Origin of the sequence: Bradyrhizobium sp. SZCCHNR1043 (assembly GCF_032489675.1) — a bacterium.
In the GTDB taxonomy this organism is placed as follows: Bacteria; Pseudomonadota; Alphaproteobacteria; order Rhizobiales; family Xanthobacteraceae; genus Bradyrhizobium.
Map to the genome: position 1 here is coordinate 162,197 of NZ_JAUEYN010000002.1, position 25,195 is coordinate 187,391.

Consider the following 25,195-nt stretch of genomic DNA (forward strand, 5'->3'; position numbering starts at 1 on the left):
GGCAATGCCAGCGTTGTTACAGGGCTCCCCTAACACCGACCCGATCGACGAGGGGGTCGGCCCTCCTCCGTCCAACCCCGTCGAGCTTCCCGAAGAAGCCGTCGAATCCCTGCTCGCGCAAGGCGATTTCGCGGGTATCGGCGCCGTCACCGCGGTGAGCGCCGGCGGACTGACGATCAACCTGCTGTTCGACACGGCGGCGATGAATGCGCCTGCGAGCTTTCGCGCCGGCATTCAGCAGGCCGCCGCGATCCTCACCTCGATGATCTCGGATCGCATCACCGTCAATATCAAGATCGACTATAGCGGCGTCGGCGGCGGCGCGGCGGCCGGTCCTGACGGCGGTCAGTGGATGAGCTACTCCTCCGTCAGGTCCAACCTGATCAACTATGCCAGCCCAGGCGATACCACCTTCAATGCCTTGCCGGCGGGATCCAGCATCCAGGGACAGTCCTACGTCGCGGTGTGGAATTCGCAGCTGAAGCTGTGGGGCGGCCTCGGCGCCAACGATGCGACCACCGACGACGGCAGCGCGACCTTCGCGACCGACATCAACTCAAACCTGCTGGTCGGCGTGGCGCTGCACGAATTGACGCACGCGTTCGGCCGCGTGCCCTACGGGCCGCAGCCGGACGTGTTCGATCTGTTCCGCTTCTCCAGCCCGGGCGTCCGGCTGATGACCGGCGGCGCGACGGCGGGGACCGCCTATTTCTCCCTCGATGGCGGCTATACGAAGCTCGCGGATTACGGCCAGTCCTCGGACCCCAGCGACTTCCTGAACAGCGGCGTGCAGGGCGGCAACGATCCGTTCAACGAGTTCTACACCTACAGCACGCTGCAGACGTTGACGGCCGTGGATCTCAAGCAGATGGACGCGCTCGGCTTCCATCTCGTTTCCGCAACGCCGGTGACGATCGAGGCGCTGGGATCGACCAGCCTGGTCCAGCTCGGACTGAGCTACTTCCTCAATCCGGTCGGCGGCGGTACCGGACCGCAGATCAAGTTCGGCGGCAGCGTCGTCCAGCCCGGACAATTGGGCGGCTGGACCCCGATCGCCGGCGAGACCAGCGGCAGCGGCTATCAAGTCGCCTGGAAGATGTCGGGTGCGGATCTCTACACGGTGTGGAATGTCGACAGCAGCGGCAACTACACCGGCAACGCCATCGGCGGCGTCTCGGGAGGCACGGCCGCGTTCGAGGCGTTCGAGACGTCCTTCCATGAGGACTTGAACGGCGACGGCATGATCGGCATTCCGACGACCGTCATCGAGGCCGTCGGATCGACCAGTCTCGTCCAGGCCGGCAACGGCTATTTCCTCAATCCCGTCGGTGGTGGTACGGGCCCGCAAGTGAAGTTCGGCGGCGCCAATCTGGTGGTCGGTCAGCTCGGCGGCTGGACGCCGATCGCCGCCGACGTCGTGGGCAGCGGCTATCAGATCGCCTGGAAGATGGCCGGCGCCGACCTCTATACGGTTTGGAACACCGACAGCAGCGGCGCCTACACGAGCAATGCGATCGGTGCGGTCAGCGGGACCGACAGCGGCCTGGAAGCGCTGGAGACGAACCTCCACCAGGATCTGAACGGCGACGGCACGATCGGCATTCCGACCACCGTCATCGAAGCGCTGGGATCGACCAGCCTCGTGCAGTCCGGGTCCAGCTACTATCTGAACCCGGTCGGCGGCGGCACAGGTCCCCAGGTCAAGTTCGGCGGCTCTGTTCTCGTGGTCGGTCAGCTCGGCGGCTGGATGCCGATTGCGGCGGACACCGTCGGTGGCGGCTATCAGATCGCCTGGAAGATGACCGGCGCCGACCTCTACACGGTCTGGAACACCGACAGCAGTGGCGCCTATACGAGCAACGCGATCGGCGCCGTCAATGGCACCAACAGCGGGCTGGAAGCGCTGGAGACGAACCTCCATCAGGATCTGAACGGGGATGGCACGATCGGCATCCCCTCGGCCGTGATCGAATCCCTGGGGTCGACGAGCCTGGTGCAATCCGGTTCGACCTACTTCCTCAATCCGGTCGGTGGCGGCACCGGGCCACAGATCGTCTTCGGCGGCAGCGTCGTCACCGCGGGTCAGCTCGGCGGCTGGAACCCGATCGGCGCGGAGAGCTCCGGCGGCGGCTACCTCGTGGCCTGGAAGATGGCGGGCGTCGATCTCTACACGGTCTGGAATACCGACAGCGGCGGCGCTTACGTCAGCAATGCAATCGGCGCCGTTCCGGGCGGCTCGGCAGCGCTGGAGACGCTGGAGACCAGCTTTCATCAGGATCTGAACGGCGACGGCACCATCGGTGTGCCCGCTCACGTCGCAGCGAGCACGCAAGCCGTGACGCTGGCCGGTGGCCCGGACGTGGTCCTGACGGTGCCCGCCAGCTTCGGCGGCTATCTGATCGGGTTCGGCAGCAGCGGCGATCAGATCGACCTCAACAGCATCTCCTACAACTCGCTGCGGGCGCAATTCGATGACAGCAGCGGGCTGCTGTCGCTCAGCGACGGCGCGAGCAGCACCTCCCTGCATTTCCTCGGACCGCTGTCGCAGGACAGTTTCCGTTTCACCGAAGACGGCCAGGGCGGCACGATGATCGCCGCGACCGCGGATCCGGCGAGCGGCCTGGCTCCACAAGCCGTCTCCTTGGCAGGACATGACACCTTCGTCTTCGCCGAGCATTTCGGTCAGGTCAGCATCGCCGACTTCCATCTGGGCAGCGACACGCTCGTCGTCAGCCACAACCTGTTCGCAAGTCAGGCGGCGCTGTTGGCGTCGATTCACGACGATGCGGCCGGCAACGCCGTGATCACCGATGCCGCGCAGGACACGATCACCGTCCAGCACGTCACGACGGCGGACCTGCTGACCCATTTGTCCAGCTTCCACCTGGTCTGATCGGCACGCCAGCAGTCTTCGGGGCGGGCTGACAGGAGCAATCCGACGCAACGCCCTCTCCGATCTCTGCCTCTGTCCGGGGTGGCCCCCTGCGAAGGCTAGCTTGAACCCGCGGCAATAGCCGTCCTCCTGAATACAATCAATGGTTGAACTCGATCGGACAGATCGAACAATGGCGTATGGTCGGAGCCGCCATTCTTCGGTACAATTTTATACAAGATCGAGGGGCATCATTGCACGATGCTTCAATTCCATTTCGCCTGTCGGCCTCGAGGACAGGATCACCATCGTTGCATGCATGCTTTACGAATCTGGCCGCACCGAAGACATCCCTGACCGTTGGCGTGAAGCTGCCGAGTCCCTCATTTTCGATCCTGCTGCTGGCCGTCATGAGTTGCATGTGCAGCAGCCTGCCGCGGACGTCGCGGACGAACCCAAGCCGGCCTCCACCATCGAGCAGACGCAGCACGGCCCGGCCGAGCAGATCGATCTTGCGGCCCCAGCGCCGACCGCCGATGCTCCGAGCGAGACGCCCGGCATCCTCGCGCAAGGCGACGCCGGGGCAACGGTGGTCGCACAGTTCTTCGACGTGAGCGCGCGGGCCCAAACGTCGGCGCAGGAGGCGGCAGAGCCAACGGCTTGGACGGTGGCCGCCGGCTCGACCTGGCAAGTCACCCAGGAGACGTCCGTCGATCCGACCACACCGATTGCCGGCAACGTCTCCATCGAACCGGCGCATGCCGGGCAGAGCATCAACTCGAGCGGAGTCGTCCTCTCGATCAGCGTCGAGATGTGGTCAAGCGCCAGCGCATCGCTGCAGACATGGTCGCTGAGCGGCCCCGGAAAGGTTGCGACAGCGCACGCCGGACCGAGCGGCGAGCCCGCGCCGTCGCTTCAGGACGCGGTGACGGAAGCCATCGCGTCGGCCGCGAATGGACAGGGTGCGACCAGCGCCCAGGTCGTGCAGGCGCTCGGCGGAAATTCCACCGGCGTGACGGGAGCCGGTCTCAAGATCGGTGTCCTCTCCAGCAGCTTCGACAATCTCGGCGGCGCGACGGCTGACGAAGCCAGCGGAGCCTTGCCCTCCGCTTCCAAGATCCAGATCTTGAAGGACATGCCCTCCGGGGGCAGTGACGAAGGCCGTGCGATGATGCAGATCATCCACGACATCGCGCCCGATGCGAGCCTTGCGTTCTATACGGCGTTCCAGAGCGAGCAGGATTTCGCCAACGGCATCATCGCGCTTGCCAATGCCGGCTGCAAGGTCATCGTCGATGATGTGAGCTACTCCGACGAGCCGTTCTTCCAGAACGGCATTGTCGCCCAGGCCATTCAGACCGTTCAGGCCATGGGCGTGACCTATGTGACGTCGGCCGGCAACAATGGAAGCTCGGCCTATCAGACGTCCTGGACCTCGATCTCCGGCAGCATCGGAGGAATGTACTACGATGGCAATGCGCTGAGCTTCGGCGGCAACATCGCGCAAACCATCACCGTGACCGCGGGCGCCAACCTGCTCGTGCAATGGGACCAGGCTTGGGGTCAAGCCGCGTCGCATCTCTCGGTCAACGTGTACCAGAATGGACAATACCTCGGACACGTTCCCAACAGTTATCAGAATCCGTGGATCGGCCTGCATTTCTCGGTGTCCGGCACCTATCAGATCGTCATTGCGGACGTTTCGGGTCCCACGCCATCGACGATCAAGGAGATCCTGGCTGGCAACGGTGTCCCCGTATCCATCACCGGCGCCAATGTCGGAACGGTTTTCGGTCACGCGATGACACCGGGGGTGATCACCGTCGGAGCGGTCAATAGCGCCAATACGCCGGCATTTGGCTATACCCCGGTCTCGGAAAGCTTTTCGTCATCGGGAGCCGGAACCGAGATCCTGTTTGCCAACGACGGCACACGCCTCGCAACGCCGCTTCAGCTCAGCCCTGTCGTGGTCTCCGGCATCGACAACATCGCAACGACGGTCTCGGGTTTCACCGCCTTTTACGGCACGTCTGCAGCCGCCCCCAGCGTTGCTGCGATCGCGGCCTTGATCCTGACGGCCAATTCGACGCTGAGCTACGCCGACGTCTCGGAGATCCTGCAGCAGACCGCCATACCGATGAGCAACCAGGCGGTGGCGGGCGCGGGCCTGGCCCAGATCAATCCTGCCGTCGGTGCGGCGCCCTATTTCGCCAACACCATCGTCGAGGCGCTCGGATCGGTCAGCCTCGCCCAGTACGGCGTGATCTACGATCTCAACACCATCGGGACCAGCATTTCGGTGGCGCTGCGGTTCAACGGCGCCAACGTGGTCGTTCACCAGCTCAGCAACTGGATGCCGATCGGCGTCGAATCCAATGGAGGCGGCGGCTACGAAGTCGCCTGGAAATTCCAGGGTCAGGATCTCTACACCGTCTGGAACGTGGACAGCAGCGGCAACTACAACGGCAACGCGATCGGCGCCGTCTCCGGAAGCTCGTCCGCTTTCGAAACGTTCGAGACGTCGTTCAATCAGGATTTGAACGGCGACGGCACGATCGGCGTCGTCACCACGGTCATCGAAACCGTGGGGACCACCAGCCTCGTACAGTCCGGCAACGGCTATTTCCTCAATCCGGTCGCAGGCGGGACAGGTCCGCAGATCAGTTTCAACGGCAGCACCGTCAGCCCCGGACAGCTCGGCGGCTGGACACCGATCGCTGCGGAAGCCGTCGGCAGCGGCTATCAGATCGCCTGGAAGATGGCGGGCAGCGACCTCTACACGGTCTGGAACGTCGACAGCAGCGGCAACTACACCGGCAATGCCATTGGCGCAGTGAATGGGACCAGCAGCGCGCTCGAGGCGCTGGAGCTGAACTTTCACCAGGACCTGAACGGCGACGGCATGATCGGCATTCCGAGCACGGTCATCGAGGCCGCGGGATCGACAAGCCTGGTGCTGGCCGGGTCGAGCTATTTCCTCAATCCCGTCGGCGGCGGCACCGGCCCGCAGATCATGTTCGGCGGCAGCATCGTGACCGTCGGTCAGCTCGGCGGCTGGGCGCCGATCGCCGCGGAGACGTCCGGCAGCGGCTATGAGATCGCCTGGAAAATGGCGGGCGCCGATCTCTACACCGTCTGGAACACCGACGGCAGCGGCAACTATACCGGCAACGTCATCGGCGCGGTTGCGGGAAGCTCCGCATCCCTGGAAGCGCTGGAGCCCAGCTTCCACCAGGATCTGAACGGCGACGGCACCATCGGCGCCCCGAGCGTGACACCGGGCGGCAGCGTGATCGAAGCGCTCGGGTCGACCAGCCTGTCGCTGTCGGGCACGACCTACCTGATGGCGCCGGTGTCGGGAGGTACCGCAACGCAGGTCATGTTCGGCGGCAACGTCATCGTTGCCGGCCAGCTCAGCGGCTGGGCGGCGATCGCTGCGGAGGCCTCGGGCAGCGGCTATCAGGTCGCCTGGAAGATGAACGGCTCCGACCTCTACACGGTCTGGAACACCGATAGCAGCGGCAACTACACCGGCAATGCCATCGGCGCCGTTTCCGGCAGCTCGTCGTCCCTTGAAGCCCTCGAGAGCAGCTTCCATCAGGACCTGAACGGCGACGGCACGATCGGGATCCCGACCATCAGCTCGCTGACGGCTAGCGCACAGGCGGCCACGACGTCGGGCGCTGTCGATCTGGTCCTCGCCGCGCCATCCTTCAGCGGCAATCTCATTGGATTCGGCGGCACGGCCGCTCAGATCGATCTCAAGAGCATCGCATTCACGTCGCTTCAGATGCATTTCGACGAAACCAGCGGAATGCTGTCGCTGAGCGATGGGGCGAACAGCGCGTCGCTGCATTTCGTCGGCCCGCTGTCGCAGGACAACTTCCACTTCGCCACTGACGGCCAGGATGGCACTTTGATCTCCGGCACTTTGATCTCGGGCGTGGCAGCGTCAGCAGGCGGCACGGCATCCCAATCGGTGTCGCTGCAGGGTCACGACACCTTCGTGTTCGCCGAGCACTTCGGTCAGGTGAGCATTTCCGACTTTGCGGTCGGCACCGACAAGATCGCGTTCAGCCAGAGCATCTTCGCAGACCCGTCCGCATTGCAGGCCGCCATCCACGACGACGCCGCGGGCAACGCCGTCATCACCGATGCGGTACTGGACACCATCACGATTCAGCACGTGTCGACGGCCGAGCTGCTGTCTCACCTGTCGAGCTTCCATCTGGTCTGAGGACCGGCGGCATTCGAGGCGTCGTCTCCGCCGTTCGGGGTCGAAGGGTGCCCGGCAGGTGGTTTTCCGCCCGTCACAGGACAGATAACGGCTCGCGCGAGGGTCGCTCTTGGCCTATACGGCGCTTCGACCGCCCGAGATCGTGAGTTTGATGTCCCCGCCCCGCTTCCCTTCGCCGCGCCGCCTGCTCTACGTGGCCAACGAGGACTACGCCTTCCTGATGCACCGCCTGCCGATGGCGCGCGCAGCGCGCGAGGCCGGCTACGAGGTGCATGTCGCGACCAACGTCAATGCCGGCGCCGCCGCGATCGCCGCCGAGCGCTTCATGCTGCATCCGATCCCATTCCAGCGCGGCGGGCTGTCGCCGTCATCAGCCCTGCCCACGATCCGCGCGATCCGCGCCGTCGAGGCTGCGATCAGCCCCGACGTGGTGCATCATTCCGGATTGCAATCGAGCGTGCTCGGATCGCTCGCCGCGCTGGGACGCACCACTCCGGTCGTCAATGCCATGACCGGCCTCGGCTATGTGTTCACGTCGGCGAGCTGGCGCTCGCGTCTGCTCAAGCAGGGCCTGCTGTGGCTGCTGCCGCGGCTGATGAACCGGGCACCGAGCTGCGTGCTGGTGCAGAATCCGGATGATCGCGACGCGCTTCAAGCCATGGGCGTCCGGGGCGACAAGATCACGCTGATCCCAGGCTCGGGCGTCGACACCGATCGCTTCCAGCCGCTGCCGGAGCCGGACGGACCGATCACCTTCGGCTTCGCAGGAAGGCTGCTGACCGACAAGGGCGTCCGCGCCCTGGTCGCTGCGCACCGCATGCTGCGCCAGCAGGGCCGCGACGTCCAGTTGCTGATCGCCGGCTCGCCTGATCCGGCCAATCCTGCCTCGGTCTCGGCCGAGGAGGTCGAGGCCTGGCGGAAGGAACCGGGCATCACCCTGCTCGGCCAGATCAAGGACATCACCGAGCTCTGGCGCCGCTGCCACGTCGCCGTGCTGCCGTCGCATCGCGAAGGACTTCCGGTCAGCCTGCTGGAGGCCGCCGCCTGCGCCCGGCCGCTGATCTCCACCAATGCACCCGGCTGCCGCGAGATCGCGATCCACGGCCAGACCGGCCTCTCCGTGCCGGTCGAGGACGCGCCCGCGCTGGCGCAGGCAATGGCGCAGCTGGCGACCTCGCCCGAGCTGCGCGCCCGCTATGGCGCGGCGGCCCGTCAACTGGTCGAGGACAAGCTCTCGGCCAGGATCATCGGCCGCTCGGTGGTCGCGCTCTATGACCGCCTCACCTCGGCGCCGGACGCGCGCGGATGATCGTCCATCCAGCCGCAATTCTCGTCACCATTGCCGTGCTCGCGGCCGCAATGTGCGGTGTGCTGATCGTGCTGCTGCGCCCGGTGCTGCAGCGCTACGCGCTGGCGCGGCCCAACGCGCGCTCCTCACACAAGATCCCGACGCCCCAGGGTGCCGGCATTGCCGTCGTCGGCGCAACGCTCGTGGTCGGCGGCGCCTTTGCATCCGTGACGGGCTTTGCACCGCTGCTCATGCTGTTCATCGCGGCACCGATGCTGGCGCTGGTCGGCCTGGTCGACGACATCCGGCCGATCCCGGTGCTGCCGCGGTTCATCCTGCAGGGGATCGCCGTCGGCCTAATCCTGTTCACGGCACCGGCTGACCTCAAGCTGTTTCCGATGCCACTGCTGGTCGAGCGCACGCTGCTGCTGATCGCCGGCCTGTGGTTCGTCAACCTCGTCAACTTCATGGACGGGCTCGATTTGATGACCGTGGCCGAGGCCGTGCCGATCACGGCGACTCTCGCCCTGTTTGGCCTCTCCGGTGAACTGCCCTGGCCGGCGACCGCCATCGCTGCGGCGCTGGGTGGCACCATGCTCGGCTTTGCGCCCTTCAACCGTCCCGTCGCAAAAGTCTTTCTCGGTGATGTCGGCAGCCTGCCGATCGGGCTGCTGCTCGGCTGGGGCCTGCTCCATCTTGCCTGGCAGGGCTACGTCGCGGCGGCGCTGCTGCTGCCGCTCTATTATCTGATCGATGCCACCTTCACCCTGTTGCGGCGGATGGCACGGCGCGAGTCATTCTGGGCGGCGCACCGCACGCATTTCTATCAACAGGCCACCGATAACGGCTTCACCGTCTCGCGCGTCGTCAGCGAGGTGTTCATCCTCAATGTCGTGCTTGCGACGCTCGCAGCCATCTCGGTCGCGCAGCGTTCCATGACGGCCGACGCCATCCTGCTCGTCTTCGGTCTCGGCGCCGTCACCTGGGTGCTGAGCCGCTTCTCGCGGCGGCGCCATTGAAGACTCAGGCCGCGCTCGAGCCGAATTCCGGCACCGCATCCTTCAGCACCGACTTGATCGTCACCGGATCATTGCGCGCGATCGCCTGATCGAGCGCCGCGATCCATGCCTTCAGCGTCTGCATCGGAGGCTCGTTCGGGGTGGCCGCCATGACGCCGGCGACGCCGATCTCGACCGGCGGCTCCTCGCTCGCGAACAGGATCTCGTTCAGGCGCTCGCCGGGCCGGATGCCCGTGAACACGATCTCGACGTCGTAGCCGGGCTGCAAGCCGGACAGGCGAATCATGCGCTCGGCCAGATCGACGATGCGGACGGGCTGGCCCATGTTCAACACATAGACCGAGACATCCGGGCGCTGCGGCGCCAGCGCATGCGAGGCCGCCGTGATCACGAGATCGCAGGCCTCGCGGATGGTCATGAAGTAGCGCACCATGTCCGGGTGCGTCACCGTGACGGGGCCGCCCGCCTCGATCTGCGCCTTGAACTTCGGCACCACCGAGCCGTTGGACGCCAGCACGTTGCCGAATCGCACCGAGATCAGCCGCATCGGCGGCCGTCCCGTCGGCCGGTCGGCGAGCTGGCGATCGAGCGCCTGGCAGTACATTTCGGCGAAGCGCTTGGTGAGGCCGAGCATCGACACCGGCTCGATCGCCTTGTCGGTCGAGATCATCACCATGGCCTCGGCCCCTGAGGCCACCGCGGCATCGGCCACGTTGATGGAGCCGAAGATGTTGGTCTTGACGCCCTCGCTCCAGTCGCGCTCGAGGATCGGCACGTGTTTCAGCGCCGCCGCGTGGAAGACCAGATCCGGCTTGAACTCGCCGATCAGCGCGAACACCCGGTCGCGATCGCGGATGTCGGCGATGCGCCCCTCGACGGCGACGTTCGCCTCGGGATCGGCGGCGAGCGCCTCGGTAATCGCATAGAGCGCCGGCTCGGAATTCTCCAGAATGAGCAGCCGCGCCGCGCCGAATGCCACGACGCGCTGGCAGATCTCGGCGCCGATCGAGCCGCCGCCGCCGGTCACCACGACGGTTTTGCCACGCACCAGCGCTTCCAGCCGGCCGTAATCGATCTTCTCGCTCGGCCGCAGCAGGAGGTCCTCGACCGCGACCGGCGCGAGCCTCGGCGCATCGCCACTCTCCAGCGACGGCAGGCGGCTCACGATCAGGCGCAACCGGCGCGCCCGCATCAGGAAGGTCTCCGGATGACAGTCCGGATCGAACGCGGTCGGCATCATCAGGGCGCGCGCGATCGGCCGATCGCGACGGGCAAAGTCGGCGGCGACGTCCTCGACATCATCGATCCCGCCCAGCACCGGCACGCCGCGGATCAACTGCCCCCGGTCGGCGGCCGATGGCGAGAGAATGCCGATCGGCCAGATGCGCTTGACCGCGCCGCTCTCGATGCCGCGCAGCACGACCTCGGCGTCGGCCGCTCGGCCGATCAGGAGCGCAGGGGCCGCGTCCTCGGACCGCGCGTGCCGTCGCACCCGCGTGTAGCGGAAGTAGCGATAGGCGAAACGCAGCGCGCTCAGCGCAAAGATCTCCAGGAACCAATAGAGAATGATCGTGAGCTTGCCGAAGAAGAAGGTGCCGCGGACGTTCGGCGCGACGATGATGTAGTCGAGCACCAGCAGCGCCAGCGTCAGCACGGTCGCGACGCGGACGATGTTCAGCGCGTCCGGCAGCGAGATGAACCGCCACTTCGTCGTCAGAAGGTTCGAGAAGTAGAAGACGACGAAGCTGAAGGCGATGAAGTACGGCAGGATCTGCAAGAGCAGCGGCACCCGCTCCCAGAAGGTGCTGGCGCCTTCGAAGCGGATATAGAACGCCGCGAACAGCGCGACGACGCTGACCAGGAGGTCATGCGCGGCGATCAGCAGGTTCCGGGAGGTGAGTTGCGAGAGGCGCGTCATGCTGTGACGGGCTCCGCATCGGGCTTTATCCTCGATCGCAGCACCATGCCGCCGGCCACGCCGACGCCGATGACATACATCCACCCCTCGTGGAAATCGAAGATGTGGGAGTTGAAGAGCGAGGTGAAGATGTTCTGCACGACCACGAGAAGTCCGATCCAGGGCACCAGCCCGTCACCGCGGAACAGCAGGAGGTGCACGGCCCACATCGCGTAGAGAATGACGATCCCGAACGCTCCCCATTGGACCGCGACGTAGAGCGTCTGATTGTGCGGATTGCCGACGACCTGGCTCGAGGAGAGGTCGCGCGACCCGCTCGCGGCCAGCTCGAACAAGTGACGCGTCGAGCCCGAGCCGTGTCCGATCAGCGGCGCGTCGGCCAGGAACCGCAACGACTTGCGCCAGAATTCGAGCCGCTCGCCGATCGACGTGACGGCGCGATCGTTCCTGTAGTCCTGATATTGGCTCGTGAACGTCGCCACCTTGCCCTGCAATTGCGGGGACACGGTCCATGCAGCGAGACCCAGCGCAAGGGCACCGGCCGCGATCAGCAGGTTGTCGCGCCATTTCAAGTGGATCAGCCCGAACACCGCAAGCAGGATCGGGATCGTCACCAGCGCGGTACGCGAGACAACGATGAAGATCATGTTGGCGAGGAACGCGATCATGATCGCGGTGAGCAGGCCGGCCGGAAGGAAGCGGCGGGCGCGCAGCAACTGGGCGATCGGATAGGCCAGGGCCACGGCGCAGAGCGAGAACTCCTGGCCCTGGTCGATGTAGTTCTTCACGAAGATGCCGCGATCGGCATTGGCCTTGAGCGCGAGCGCAGGATTGAACGCGACCGCGGTCGACACCACGACCATCAGCACGCAGGAGGCAAGAAACGCGGTGAAGACCCACAGGCCGCGCTCCGACCGCTGGAAATGGTAGAGCAGCGCGGGCAGCACCAGAAGCTTCGCCGCCGGTCCCACCGCGTAGAGCCGTGCGCCCCACGCCACGTCCGACCACAGCGTTCCGATCAGCGCCAACAGGAAGAGCGCGATCGGCGCCAGCGAGATCGGCCGCTTCAGGACCTGCAGCAGACGCTCGACGTCGAGAAACGGCAGCATCGTGATCAGCATGACCACGCCCAGGATCGACACCAGCGACGTCGACCACGGCAGCGACGCCGCGAGCAAGATCGCCACGACATCGACCGTCGTCCGCCACGCCGCCGGATCGCGCCAGCGGCGCGCCAGCAGCGCTGGGCCGGGATGACCTGCCAGCGCGCTCATTGCGTCTCGCTCCGGGCGCGATCGACCAGCGCGGTCGTGCTGTGCCCTTTCAGGATGTCGATCAGAATCACCTCGCCGCCGGCGGCTTCGACGACCTCGTGCCCCACCACCTGTTCGCGCGTATAGTCGCCGCCCTTGACCAGCACGCTTGGCCGGACCAGCTCGATCAAGCGGAGCGGCGTGTCCTCCGCGAAGATGGCGACGACATCAACCGCCTCGAGCGCGGCCAGCACCTCGGCGCGCGCGCGCTCGTCCTGAACGGGGCGGCTCTCGCCCTTCAGCCGCCTGACCGAGGCATCGCTGTTCAGCCCGACCACGAGACGGTCGCAGGCGGCGCGCGCCGCGGTCAGCACCTTGACGTGGCCGGGATGCAGAATGTCGAAGCAGCCATTGGTAAAGCCGACGCGCAGGCCCTCTCCCCGCCACCCCTCGACCCGGGCGGCGAGTTCGTCATCGCTCTCGATGATCTTTTCCTCAGCGGCACGATAGGCATGCGGCAGGATCTTTCGGCGCAGTTCGGCCGATGTCACGCTGGCGGTGCCGTGCTTGCTGACGGCCACCGCCGCAGCGGCGCTCGCCATCCGCAACGCATCCGCCCAGGCGGCGCCGGCCGCGAGCGTCGCGGCAAGCACGGCAACAACCGTGTCGCCGGCGCCGGAGACGTCGCGCACCTTCACGGGATAGGCCGGCACGTGAATCGGATCGCCCTCGCGCGGTACCAGCGTCATGCCGCGCTCGCTCTGCGTCACCAGAATTGCCTCGCAGTCGGCGAGATAGATCGCATCCTGCGCGGCCGCGGCGATCTCGTGCTCGGTTTCGGCCCGGCTGCGGGTCGCTTCCGAAAACTCCTTGCGGTTCGGCGTCAGCACGCTCGCGCCGCGATAGATCGCGAGATTTGCGCTCTTGGGATCGACGATCACGCGCTTGCCGGCCTTGCGGGTCGCGTCGATCACGTTGCGCAGGACGCGCGCGGTGAGCACGCCCTTGGCGTAGTCCGACAGCAGCACGATGTCGGCCCGCGCAATCAGCGGCAGGATGGCCTCGATCAGCTTCTGCTCGACCTCGCCGATCGCCGGTGAGGCGCGCTCCCAGTCGGCGCGCAGCATGTGGGTGGAGAAATGCTCGGAGACGAAGCGCACCTTGCGCGTCGTCGGCCGCGAGGGATCGCGCACGAGCACGCTCTCGATGCCGCCCTCCTTGGCGAGCTCGGCCTCCAGCTGGTCGCCGGCCGCATCCTGCCCGACGAGACCGACGAAGATGCAGCGAGCGCCGAGCGCGGCGATGTTGCGCGCGACGTTGCCGGCGCCACCGATGTTGATCTCGCTGCGCTGGACCGCGATGACAGGCGCCGGCGCTTCGGGGGAAATCCGCGACACCTCGCCATAGACGAACTCATCCAGCATGAGGTCGCCGATGCACAGCACCGTCTGGCGGGCGATCGCTTGCGAGAGATCGTCAAAGTCGAACATCAGCGGCAGTCTCGGTGAGTGGTCAGAACCAGATCGTCTAGCGGAAGCGGTCGGTAGAATCGAGATAGTCTCGGACATAGCCAGCGACCGCGTCCTCGAGCGACGTGAAGCCGCCGTTGTAGCCGGCGGCCAACAGCCGGTCGACCTTGCTCTGGGTGAAATACTGGTAGCTGCCGCGAATCGCTTCGGGCATGTCGATGTACTCGATCCGGGGCGTCGCACCGAGCGTGGCATAGGCCGCCAGCATCATGTCCTTGAAGCTGCGCGCCTGTCCCGTGCCGACGTTGAACAGGCCCGAGACGGTGGGAGAGGCCAACAGCCACAGCATCACGCGGACGACGTCGTCGACGTAGATGAAGTCGCGGCGCTGGTCGCCATCGGCGATGCCTTCACGGTGCGACTTGAACAGTTGCAGGGTGTGCCCGGCCTTGATGTCGTCGAAGCGGCGGGTCAGCACGCTCATCATCGATCCCTTGTGGTATTCGTTGGGACCGAACACGTTGAAGAACTTGAGCCCGGCATATTGTGGCGGCAGCCTTTCGCCGCGCTCGGCGCGCGCAGCGACCGCCATGTCGAACAGATGCTTGCTCCAGCCATAGAGATTCATCGGCCGCAGCGTCTTCAGCGCCGCGAGCGACGGATCATCCACGAAGCCCTGCGCGCCGTCGCCATAGGTCGCCGCCGACGAGGCGTAGATGAACGGCGTGGAACTTTCGGTGCACCAGTCGAGCAGGCGCAGCGAACTCCGGAAATTTTGCTCCATCACGAGGTCGCCGTCGGTGACCGTCGTGGCGGAAATGGCTCCCATGTGCAGGACGGCGTCGAGCCGACGGCCCCTTAGCCATTCGCCCAGATCGGATGGCGGCACGACGTCCGCCAGCTGCCGCTTGGCGAGGTTGCGCCACTTGCCCTCGCTGCCGAGCGTGTCGCAGACGACGACATCCGTGCGTCCCGCGTCGTTCAACGCCGCAACCAGATTCGATCCGATAAACCCGGCGCCGCCGGTCACCAGCAACATTCAGCAACCCGTCCTGATCCCGAAAACCCCGCCCTCGCGTAGCGCATGCGACGGCAAAGTGTAAGCGCTTTGGTGTCGGCTCGCTCGGGCCACTTTACCTGCGGCGGCCGAGCGGCTACCAGCGCGCCAAAGCCAGGCAGACAAAGAATGAATTCGAATTCGACCAAGGTCGAGGTGGACGCAGCGGACACCAGCCCGATCCTGATCATTCCCTATATGTGGATCGGCGATTTCGTGCGCGGCCACACCGTCGTGCGGGTGCTCAAGGAGCGCTGGCCGAACCGGCCGGTCGACCTGCTGGTGACCTCGCTGTGCGCGCCGCTGGTGGATTACATGCCCGGGGTCCGCTCTGGCATCGTCTGGGATCTGCCGCGCAGCCGGCTGGCGCTCGGCCGGCAATGGCAGCTCGCCGCGATGTTGCGCGAACGTCGCTATCGGACCGCCCTGGTGATGCCGCGAACCTGGAAATCGGCGCTGGCACCGGCGCTGGCCGGCATCCCCGAGCGGGTGGGCTTCGTCGGCGAGGTCCGCTTCGGCCTGCTCAACCGCTGGCGCTGGGGCGAGAAGGCGCTGCCCCGCTTCATCGACAAGAATGCCGCGCTGGCGCTGCCCGACGGGGCGCCGCTGCCGCCGGAATGGCCGGTCCCGCAGCTGCGGGTGCCGCCGGAGGACGTCGCGCGCTGGCGCGAGGCCAATGGCCTGGGGAACCGCCCGGCCGTGGCGCTGGCACCGGGGTCGGTGGGTGCCGCCAAGCGCTGGCCCTATTACGGCGAGGCGGCCCGGCTGTTGCGCAATGCCGGCCTCGACGTCTGGGTGGTCGGCGGCCCCGGCGAGAAGGCGCTGGCCGCCGAGATCGTCGCCACCGGCGGACCGGCCGTCCGCGACCTGACTGGAACCGACTTGCGCAACGGTATCCTGGCCATGGCCGCGGCCGGCGTCGCCATCTCCAATGATTCGGGGCTCATGCACATCGCCGCGGCGCTGGGGACGCCGACCATGGGTATCTTCGGTCCGACCAGCCCCTACCATTGGGCGCCGCTGAACGGTCTTGCGGCGACGGTCCAGACCAGGACACAGGTCCCCTGCCAGCCCTGCCACCGCCCGGTCTGCCGGATGAACGACCACCGCTGCATGCGCGACATTCCGGCGACCGATGTTGCCACCATCGCCCAGCGGATCCTTGCTGACGCGGCCATACCGGTCGTGCACTAGCTTGCGAAGCGGCACCGCGCCCCATACACCGGCCCTGACGTAACCCGAGCCGCCACGTGACCCGCGCACCCGACCCAATCGCCAACCATCTCGCCCGCTCCCGCGCCGCCATGGAGCGCGCCGCCGACGATGCCGCGATGCTCGCCAGCGCCCGACGGATCGCGGCGAGGATCATCGCGGCGCTGCGCGGCGGCCACAAGCTGCTCATCGTCGGCAATGGTGGAAGCGCGGCGGACGCCCAGCACATAGCGGCCGAGATCGTCGGCCGCTACAAGCAGGAGCGGCCGGCCTACGCCGCCATCGCGCTGACCACCGACACCTCGGCGCTGACCGCGATCGGCAACGACTACGGCTTCGATCACGTCTTCGCTCGCCAGGTCGAAGGGCTCGGTACACCGGGCGACGTGCTGCTGGCGATCTCGACCTCCGGCCGCTCGCCGAGCATCCTCAATGCGCTGCGCAAGGCGCGCGAGCGCGGGCTGGTCACGGTCGGCTTCACCGGCGCCAAAGGCCTCGCGATGGGCGAATCGTGCGACGAGATGCTGGTGGCGCCGAGCGACGACACGCCGCTGATCCAGCAGATCCACCTCGCGACGGCCCACGGCATCTGCGAGGTGATCGAAGCGGCGCTGATGCAGGACGAGGGCTAGATGACGACTGCTCAGCTCAAGCCGGCGGCGTTTCTCGACCGCGACGGCGTCATCAATCACGACGACAACTACATCGGCTCGCGCGAGCGCATCCGTTGGATGCCGAATGTGGCCCACGCGATCCGGCGCCTCAATGACTCCGGCTATCACGTCTTCCTGTTCACCAACCAGTCCGGGGTTGCCCGCGGTCTGTTCAGCGAAGACGACGTCATGGGTCTGCACGACTGGATGCGGGCGGAGCTCGCGGCGCAGGGGGCTGTGATCGACGACATCCGCTATTGCCCCTACCACACCGAAGGCTCGGTCGAGCGCTATCTGCGCGAGCATCCCTGGCGCAAGCCGGCGCCCGGCATGATCCTCGACCTGATGCAGCACTGGCCCATCAGGCGCGAGGGCAGCTTCGTGATCGGCGACCGCACCTCGGACATCGCCGCCGCCGAGGCGGCCGGCCTGCCCGGCTTCCTGTTCGCCGGCGGCGATCTCGATGCGTTCGTCGCCGACATCATCGCTCAGACCAGTCGCCGATAGACGGCGGCGATCTTGTCGGCCTCGGCCTCGAGGCTGAACCTCTCCACCACGCGCTGCCGCGCCCGCTCGCCCATCGCCTGTGCGGCATCCGGATCCTGCATCAATGGCTCGAGCGCTGTGACCAGCGCATCGACGTCGCCGGGCGGGACCAGCACGCCTGTGACCCCATGCTCGACCACGATCTCCGCCGCCCCGGCGCGCGCCGCGACCAGCGCCGCACCGACGGCCATCGCCTCGATCAGCGTGAGACCAAAGCCTTCGTTGCGCGAGGTGAAGGCGTAGATCGTGAGACGCTGGTACCAGCGCTGCACGTCGGCGATGTCGAGCTCGCCGGTGATGACGATGCGCTGCTCCAGGCCCGCGGCGGCGATCTGCTTCTTCAGCTCGCTCGCGAACGGCATCTGCTCGGGCGTCACGGCGCCGACCAGCACGGCGGAAAAATCCGGAAAACGCGGCAGCAGCCGGCACATCGCGGCGACGAACACATCGCTGCCCTTCTGCGCACGGACGCGGCCGAAGCAGCCGATGGCATGTTTTCCCGGCAGTCCGCTCTCGGCGAAGGCCGCGGCGCGATCCGCTGGCGGCGTATAGATCTCGGTGTCGACGCCATGCGTGATCACCGTCGCGTCGCGCTTCAGATAGGACGCCGAGATGTCGCTGGTCGCGATGATCGCGTCCATGTGGCGGATCAGCCAGCGCGTGATCCAGCTGTGATGGCGCTGCGCGGCCGAGGTGAACACCAGCTTGAACGGCCAGCCGAGCGCGCGCATGATCACGCCGACGATCATCTCGTTGTTGCGGCGCGCGTGCCAGATCAGCGGCCGCCGCCGACCCCACAGCTTGAAGATATCGCTCGCACCGATCCGCGCAATCCCATCCGGCGCGTAGGAGCCGAGCCAGGCAGCGCGCACGCGCTGCGCCAGCTTCGGCGCCACCATCCGGTTGGTCGCCGTCACGCCGGAATAGCGCCGGTGCAGGTTGGGCACGATCACGTCGAGATCGGCGGCAGAAACACGCTCGGCTTGCACCACTCACTCCAATTGCAGCGGTTCCCTATACGCAACATTAAGCATCGCCGCCAGTTCGCTATGCACGCAAGAGGTCCTTCACTTCGCCGGCGTTAGTTTGCCGGAAACAAACAGGGATCGCGTCAAACAATGACCGTGCTCGTGACCGGCGGCGCCGGCTATATCGGCAGCCACATGGTGCTGGCGCTGGCGGAAGCCGGCGAAAGCGTCGTGGTGATCGACAACCTCTCGACCGGCTTTTCCGCATTCGTCCCGGACGGCGTGCCGCTGTTCATCGGCGATGCCGGCGATGAAAATCTCGTGGATGGCGTCATCAGCCAGCACGGCGTCGACAGCATCATCCATTTGGCGGGCTCGGTCGTGGTGCCGGAATCGGTACGCGATCCGCTGCTCTACTACCGCAACAACACGATGACCACGCGCAGCCTGTTGAATGCGGCGGTCAAGCGCGGCGTCAGCCGCTTCGTGTTCTCCTCGACCGCGGCCGTCTACGGCAATCCGGACGAGGTGCCGGTGCCCGAGAGCGCGCCGACCCGTCCGACCTCGCCCTACGGCACCTCGAAGCTGATGGCCGAGATCATCCTGCATGACGTCGCCTCAGCCTATGACCTCAACTACGTGGTGCTGCGCTACTTCAACGTCGCCGGCGCCGATCCGTTCGGACGCAGCGGGCTTGCCACGGTCGGCGCGACGCATCTGATGAAGATCGCGATGGAGGTCGCGACCGGCCAGCGCGCCAAGATCGACGTCTTCGGCACCGACTATCCGACCCCCGACGGCACCTGCATCCGCGATTTCATCCATGTCTGCGATCTCGTCCAGGTGCACCGCGCCGCGCTGGCCTATTTGCGCACCGGCGGCGGCTCGGTCACGCTGAATTGTGGGTACGGCCGCGGCTATTCCGTGCTCGAGACCATCGAGGCCGTCCGGCGCGTCTCCGGTCGCGCCATTCCCGTCCAATACGCGCCGCGCCGCCCCGGCGACATCATGAGCATGGTCGCCGACACCAGCCGTTTGAAGGCGCTGCTCGACTGGACCCCGACCTATGACGATCTGGAAACAATCGCCGCCCACGCCCTGGCCTGGGAGGAGAAACTGTTCCTGGAACGCCACAGCGGCACGCTGCAGCGGGCCTCGGCCTAGAATCAACGACTTAGCCGGACGCCGGGGGGCTTGAAAAAGCCGCCCCGAGCGGGCAAGCACTGCTGTCCGCCCGGCGATTTGTCCCGGCGGCCAGGGACCAGAATGGCCGAATTTCCGAAGAAGATCACCGACGATCCCTATGGCGCCGCGATCCTGATCCGCCGCCTCGTGATGGAACAGGGCATCCTCTACTGGCGTCGCTATCTCACCGCTTTCGCGCTGATGGCGGTCTCGGCCGGCGCCAGCGCCGGCGCCGCCTACATCCTCGGCCAGGTCATCAACAAGGCCTATGTCGACAAGAGCATCCCCGGCATCGCGGTGCTCTCCGGCGTCACCGTGCTCCTCTTGTTCGTCAAGGGCGTCTCGACCTACGGCTACGCCGTCATCCTGTCGAAAATCTCCAACGCCATCCTCGCCAACAACCAGCGCCAGCTGTTCGCCAAGCTGATGAGCGAGAGCATCAGCTTCTTCTCCGAGCGTCACTCGTCCGAGTTCCTCGCGCGCCTCACCGCCGGTGCCAAGTCGATCACCGACGTCCTGACCATGCTGATCAACGCGATCGGCCGCGACCTGCTGCTGCTCATCAGCATGATCGCCGTGATGGTCGCGCAGGATCCCTGGATGTCGCTGCTCGGCCTGGTCGTCGTGCCGCCGGCCATGCTGGTGTTGCGCAAGCTGGTGAAGCGCATTAAGGGCCTCGCGCACAGCCAGTTCACCGGCAATGCGGACATCCTCGAGACGATGCAGGAATCGCTGCAGGGCATCCGCACCGTGAAAGCGTTCACGCTCGAGGACGCGATGCGCGCCCGCATCGACGAGAACATCGCGGTGGTCGAGCGCAACGCCAACAAGATGGCCCGCGTCTCCAACCGTTCCAACCCGCTGATGGAGATGCTGGGCGGCTTCGCGGTCGCCGGCTGTTTGATGTATGGCGGCTATGCCGTGGTCGCGCTCAACGCCACGCCCGGCCAGTTCTTCTCCTTCATGACCGCCTTCCTGATGGCGACCGAGCCGGCCAAGCGGCTGGCGCGGCTCAACATCGATCTCAACAGCCAGCTCGTCGGCGCGCGCATGCTGCTCGAAGTGGTCGACAGCCCCGCCAGCGAGCAGCCTGACGACGACAAGCCGGCGCTGAAGCTGACGCAGGCCAGGATCGAGCTGCGCGACGTCAGCTTCGCCTATCGCGACAACGAGCCGGTGCTCAACCGCATGAGTTTCGTCGCCGAGCCCGGCAAGGTCACCGCGCTGGTCGGCCCGTCCGGCGGCGGCAAGTCGACGGTGCTGGCGCTGCTGTTGCGCTTCTACGAGGCGACCTCGGGCGACATCCTGATCGACGGCCAGTCGATCTCGAACGTGTCGCGCCGCTCCCTGCGCGAGCAGACCGCCTATGTCGGCCAGGACGTCTACCTGTTCCGCGACTCGATCCGCGCCAACATCGCCTTCGGCAAGCCGGGCGCGACCGAGGCCGAGATCATCGAGGCAGCGAAGGCCGCCTGCGCGCACGACTTCATCATGAGCTTCCCGCTCGGCTACGACACGCCGGTCGGCGAGCACGGCACCCAGCTCTCCGGAGGCCAGCGCCAGCGCATCGCGGTCGCCCGCGCGCTGATCCGCAACGCGCCGATCATCCTGCTCGACGAGGCTACCGCGGCGCTGGACTCCGAGTCGGAGCGGCAGGTGCAGGAGGCCATCGAGCATCTCTGCCAGAACCGCACCACCCTCGTCATCGCGCATCGCCTGCACACCATCATGAACGCCGACGCCATCCTGGTGGTCGAGGCCGGCGAGATCGTCGAGCGCGGCCGGCATGACGATCTGTTGCGCCGTGGCGGCCGCTATGCTTCGTTCTTCCGCCTGCAACAGCGCGACATGGGGCCGAATGTGATCCCCATGACCGCCACCTCCTGACCCGCCCATTTCACCGCACCCGAGATCGTTTCATGAGCGCCTCCACCGTCATCCCGGCCCTGCCGCAACCGTCGCTGCCCGTGGTGGGCGAAGCCGGCGTCTTTCCCGTTCGCCGCATCTGGTGCGTCGGCCGCAACTATCTCGAGCACATCCGCGAGATGGGCAATGACGAGCGCGATCCGCCGTTCTTCTTCGCCAAGCATGCCGACATGCTGGAGCCGGACGGCGCCGTGATCCCCTACCCGCCGTTGACCAAGGACATGCATCACGAGGTCGAGCTGGTGGTCGCGCTGAAGAGCGGCGGCCTCAACATCCCCACCGACAAGGCGCTCGACCACGTCTACGGCTACGCCGTCGGCATCGACCTCACCCGCCGCGACCTGCAGCTCGCCTCCCGCAAGATGCAGCGCCCCTGGGAGGTCGGCAAGTCGTTCGACCACTCCGCGCCCTGCTCGGCGGTGGTGCCCGCGGCCAAGATCGGCCACCCGTCGAAGGGCAAGATCTGGCTGTCCGTCAACGGCACCGAGCGCCAGACCGGCGACCTCTCCGAGCTGATCTGGAACGTGCCGGAGATCATCTGGAAGCTCTCACAGCAGGTCGAACTGGCGGCCGGCGACATCATCATGACCGGCACCCCCGCCGGGGTCGCGGCGGTGGTCGCCGGCGACAAGATCGAATGCGGCGTCGACGGCGTCGGCACGCTGAAGGTCTCGATCGGCCCGGCGGCGAAGTAAGCCGCCTCGCCTCGCAAGGCGGCTCACCGCCGCAGACCTGTCAAAAGGCCGCGCCCAGCGCGGCCTTTTCCTTTGCCTGACATCCGAAGGGAGCACCCCACCCGCCCCACCGACGGTGGCCTCCCCTCCCCCTTGCGGGGAGGGGTCGGGGGTGGGGGTCCCCAAATTCCGGTCTCTCGATCGCGCACGCACACTTGGCGCAACCTCTTCACGCCACGTGAGGAGAAAAATCGCACCCCAAGATCGTTCAACGCCCGGAGACCCCCACCCCCTCCCCGCAAGGGGGAGGGGAGCTCACCGCCTCCGTGGCGATAACCTCGCCCCTCATGGTGAGGAGCGCCGCTTGCGGCGCGTCTCGAACCATACGGCCCGTCACAAGCGGCAATCTCGCGGCACGACCGCACAAGACATCAGCCGGCACATGGGCATGCACCATCATCTGATCCACAATCTCAAACAGCATCGGGCTGATCAGGGACACGAGCATCCACCGTCTCGCGACGCATCCCGCGCCCGAGTTGTGCTCCAGATCCCGCCCTCTTCAGAATGGAGGGCGCGAGGAAGGCCGGACCTCGGCTGAGGCCCGTGGCCCGCCTGCAGAAAAAAAGCAGGCGGCAGTCACCACAGGTACAGCCGGACAGACCCGGCCTTCCCCGCGCGATGGTTTTAACAGGCTATAGCGCGCTCTTCCTGGTGCACCGGGCTTTCTGGCCACCATCCCCAGCGCGAAGCGAGCTTCATCGCCGGGTTAATACTAGCATCGGAGTATCAGAACCACACGCCTTCGCCGTCCGCGAGCCAAGCGTTCGTCCGTGCTCATCACACGCCGCCGCCCCGCGTCCACCGCTCTCCGCTGCCAACGTCCGTGACGACCGCGAACCGTCCCCTACCGTGCAACGGGATGCGTGGACCATAATGCTGATTAGCCGAAGACATCAAGCGTTTTATGTTTTGCGGAAGGACTTGACAGGGTTTCGGATGGGCACGTGATTTGCCCGACGGTCGGGGCAAGCAACCCACGGCCGTAGGTCTAAAATTCGATAAATGGGACATCTGCACCGGCAAGGAGATCAATAAGCCCTTGGATCTGCCTTGTGTCTCCGCTCTGTTTGGAACGCGTAAAATAGACTCTTTCTCGAGCTCGTGAGAGCGCGACAAAAAATGCATTTGTCTCCTCTTCGCGATTGTTTCGATAACCCCAGAACGCGTTTTGATGAAGCCCTACGAAGATCACGGTGTGATATTCGAGGCCTTTGCTCTTATGGATCGTCATTAGCTTGACCTGACCAATTCCCTCTGCGGCGTCGATCAGTGATTTCCAGCTGTCAGACATGTCCTTGTACTCGTCGAGAAGCAAGGCAAGCGCCGACTGCACGTTCTCAAAATAGTCCTCATTCTCGTATTGCCGAAATACCCGGCGAATCCGAGCTTCGTCCAACTCATCCACGATTCCCCCAATGAGCGATTCCATATCGGCTTCCGCGGATCGCCCATCTGTGTGCTCTTTAATGCGCGTGACTATATCGCGCAGTGAAATGTCTAATCGCTTAGTATCGGCGGCGTTTTCAAAATCAATTCCCAAGATGGCACCGAGCGATTCCTGCACTGCAGTATAAATATCATGACCGCGCACTCCGACTGCGAGCCGTACAAGACCAATAATCAGCCCAACAAGTTCTTCAGAAAGCAGCTCCTGCACGCCAATCCCGCCGATTAAGCGAGCCTCATTGCGAAGCCTAATTCCCTTAGCTGCAAAAGCATCTCGCAAACGCGTCTCGGCTTCATCAGCCCGAGCGCGTACAAGCAACACAAAGTCGTCCGGTCTCAGGCCGCCCTCAATGTCTGCTGCAATCACATCCGCTAGCCTTGCGCTCTCTTCTTCGTCGGTGTCGAAAATCCAGAAGGCAGCAGCGTCTTCTGGAATAGTAGCGTCAGGGCGGGCGCAGGAGGTATCAACCGCGTCTGGCTCAATGGCGTGGACCAAATCGTTGATGATTTGGACGACGCGCCGATTAGAGCGATGATTCAACTGCAGTCGCTCGCGGCCGGCATTAAAATATTGCTCGAACCATGCGAACACCTCGGCTTCAGCACCGGCCCAGGTCATTATTCGCTGCTTGGTATCCCCAACGGCAGTCAATGCAGCTGTAGCCTGCGAAAAGGCCGTTAGCACGAAGCGGAATTGTGCGCGGGTTGTATCCTGAAACTCATCAAGAAACACATGTGAGTAAGTAAGCTGTAAAGCTCTTAGAACCTGCGGATTGTGAGCAAGAATTGCTTCTGCCAAGCGTCCAATCATGGCAAAGGTTAAGCTAGGCCGCTGGCCCGCAATGCTGACGCGCCACCACTCGCGCGCCACCCAGGAAAGTGCATCTTGCGGATCGGGCTCTAACGGTAGCGGGCCCCATCGTTCGATTTGTTCACCGCTAAGGGCATGAGCGGCGGCATTGCCGCCAAATTCAGCAGGTGGCCTTACACCGCGCAGAAAGTCCAGCCACTCGTTGCGGTGCGGAAAGACAATGCGATAGTCACGAGGTGGCCTGCACCATTCTGGCGCGACAGAAAGAAATCGGTCGACGAGACTTTTGGCAAACGCATCAAACGTGTAGGAATCGAACCGCCGCGATTGCTCCGGCGAGCACCGACGCGATACACGCTCCTTCAGCGTTTTGGCGGCATCACGTTTGAAACTTATCGCTAGAATCCGCTGTGGTGATTTGCAGAGGCCGGTTTGAAGTAGATACAGAGCACGCTGGGCCAGCAGCTCTGTTTTCCCGGAACCCGGCCCTGCAATTACGCTTTTGTTCCCGGCGGAGGTCACGACGCGGTGCGCTGCGTCCTCTAGGCGTATCCCGTCGCTCGGTTGCCAATCTTCGGGGCGTATGAGGCGAACCACT

16 protein-coding genes are annotated in these 25,195 nt (G+C 65.4%); 10 read left to right on the forward strand and 6 right to left on the reverse strand.

The window, feature by feature from the left end:
• Positions 1 to 4 precede the first annotated feature (4 nt).
• The 4 genes from QX039_RS03325 to QX039_RS03340 all read left to right on the forward strand — a co-directional run bounded on the left by QX039_RS03325 (position 5) and on the right by QX039_RS03340 (position 9,416).
• Complete coding sequence (locus QX039_RS03325) at positions 5 to 2,893, forward strand: NF038122 family metalloprotease (protein WP_315738927.1); 2,889 nt, start codon at positions 5 to 7, stop codon at positions 2,891 to 2,893.
• A 298-nt stretch (positions 2,894 to 3,191) separates the two neighbouring features.
• Entirely contained in the window at positions 3,192 to 7,109 is a 3,918-nt protein-coding gene (locus QX039_RS03330; RefSeq protein WP_409998909.1) for a S8 family serine peptidase, read from the forward strand.
• Between the two features lie 151 nt (positions 7,110 to 7,260).
• Positions 7,261 to 8,418, forward strand: a complete 1,158-nt coding sequence (locus QX039_RS03335) for a glycosyltransferase family 4 protein (protein WP_315738930.1) — start codon at positions 7,261 to 7,263, stop codon at positions 8,416 to 8,418.
• Positions 8,415 to 9,416, forward strand: a complete 1,002-nt coding sequence (locus QX039_RS03340) for a glycosyl transferase (protein ID WP_315738931.1) — start codon at positions 8,415 to 8,417, stop codon at positions 9,414 to 9,416. The genes QX039_RS03335 and QX039_RS03340 overlap by 4 nt, the downstream gene beginning before the upstream one ends.
• A gap of 4 nt (positions 9,417 to 9,420) precedes the next feature.
• Here the strand turns inward: QX039_RS03340 and QX039_RS03345 are convergent, their stop codons facing one another.
• Genes QX039_RS03345 through rfaD form a run of 4 tightly spaced genes read right to left on the reverse strand, consistent with a single transcriptional unit; the run spans position 9,421 to position 15,095 of the window.
• Positions 9,421 to 11,334: a nucleoside-diphosphate sugar epimerase/dehydratase gene (locus QX039_RS03345; protein WP_315738933.1), complete on the reverse strand. Its 1,914-nt coding sequence runs from the start codon at positions 11,332 to 11,334 to the stop codon at positions 9,421 to 9,423.
• On the reverse strand, positions 11,331 to 12,608 hold the full coding sequence (locus QX039_RS03350; protein ID WP_315738934.1) for an O-antigen ligase family protein: 1,278 nt from the start codon (positions 12,606 to 12,608) through the stop codon (positions 11,331 to 11,333). The genes QX039_RS03345 and QX039_RS03350 overlap by 4 nt, the downstream gene beginning before the upstream one ends.
• On the reverse strand, positions 12,605 to 14,077 hold the full coding sequence (gene rfaE1 / locus QX039_RS03355; protein ID WP_315738935.1) for a D-glycero-beta-D-manno-heptose-7-phosphate kinase: 1,473 nt from the start codon (positions 14,075 to 14,077) through the stop codon (positions 12,605 to 12,607). Before rfaE1 ends, QX039_RS03350 begins: the two co-directional genes overlap by 4 nt.
• Positions 14,078 to 14,114: 37 nt before the next feature.
• On the reverse strand, positions 14,115 to 15,095 hold the full coding sequence (gene rfaD, locus QX039_RS03360; RefSeq protein ID WP_315738936.1) for an ADP-glyceromanno-heptose 6-epimerase: 981 nt from the start codon (positions 15,093 to 15,095) through the stop codon (positions 14,115 to 14,117).
• A 147-nt stretch (positions 15,096 to 15,242) separates the two neighbouring features.
• Here rfaD and waaF point away from each other — a divergent pair, with 147 nt between their 5' ends.
• The 3 genes from waaF (at position 15,243) to QX039_RS03375 (ending at position 17,485) form a co-directional block, all read left to right on the forward strand.
• On the forward strand, positions 15,243 to 16,307 hold the full coding sequence (waaF, locus tag QX039_RS03365) for a lipopolysaccharide heptosyltransferase II (RefSeq protein WP_315773383.1): 1,065 nt from the start codon (positions 15,243 to 15,245) through the stop codon (positions 16,305 to 16,307).
• 110 nt (positions 16,308 to 16,417) lie between these two features.
• Entirely contained in the window at positions 16,418 to 16,957 is a 540-nt protein-coding gene (locus tag QX039_RS03370; RefSeq protein WP_409998114.1) for a D-sedoheptulose 7-phosphate isomerase, read from the forward strand.
• Positions 16,958 to 17,485 carry an HAD family hydrolase gene (locus tag QX039_RS03375; RefSeq protein ID WP_315759124.1) on the forward strand — a complete coding sequence of 176 codons (528 nt, stop codon included), beginning with the start codon at positions 16,958 to 16,960 and terminating at the stop codon, positions 17,483 to 17,485. It begins immediately after the preceding gene.
• Here QX039_RS03375 and QX039_RS03380 read toward each other — a convergent pair.
• A complete protein-coding gene (locus tag QX039_RS03380; RefSeq protein WP_315773385.1) occupies positions 17,467 to 18,513 on the reverse strand; it encodes a glycosyltransferase family 4 protein in 1,047 nt (348 codons plus the stop codon). The two genes, QX039_RS03375 and QX039_RS03380, sit on opposite strands and share 19 nt — an antisense overlap.
• A 129-nt stretch (positions 18,514 to 18,642) precedes the next feature.
• Between QX039_RS03380 and galE the strand changes: the two genes are divergently transcribed.
• From galE to QX039_RS03395, 3 genes are all read left to right on the forward strand, one after another.
• Positions 18,643 to 19,656: a UDP-glucose 4-epimerase GalE gene (gene galE, locus QX039_RS03385; RefSeq protein ID WP_315773386.1), complete on the forward strand. Its 1,014-nt coding sequence runs from the start codon at positions 18,643 to 18,645 to the stop codon at positions 19,654 to 19,656.
• A gap of 102 nt (positions 19,657 to 19,758) precedes the next feature.
• A complete protein-coding gene (locus QX039_RS03390) occupies positions 19,759 to 21,564 on the forward strand; it encodes an ABC transporter ATP-binding protein (RefSeq protein ID WP_315773388.1) in 1,806 nt (601 codons plus the stop codon).
• A gap of 32 nt (positions 21,565 to 21,596) precedes the next feature.
• Positions 21,597 to 22,298, forward strand: coding sequence for a fumarylacetoacetate hydrolase family protein (locus QX039_RS03395; protein ID WP_315773390.1), 702 nt, complete (start codon positions 21,597 to 21,599; stop codon positions 22,296 to 22,298).
• 1,030 nt (positions 22,299 to 23,328) lie between these two features.
• Here QX039_RS03395 and QX039_RS03400 read toward each other — a convergent pair.
• Positions 23,329 to 25,194 carry an ATP-dependent helicase gene (locus tag QX039_RS03400; RefSeq protein WP_315773392.1) on the reverse strand — a complete coding sequence of 622 codons (1,866 nt, stop codon included), beginning with the start codon at positions 25,192 to 25,194 and terminating at the stop codon, positions 23,329 to 23,331.
• Position 25,195 lies beyond the last annotated feature (1 nt).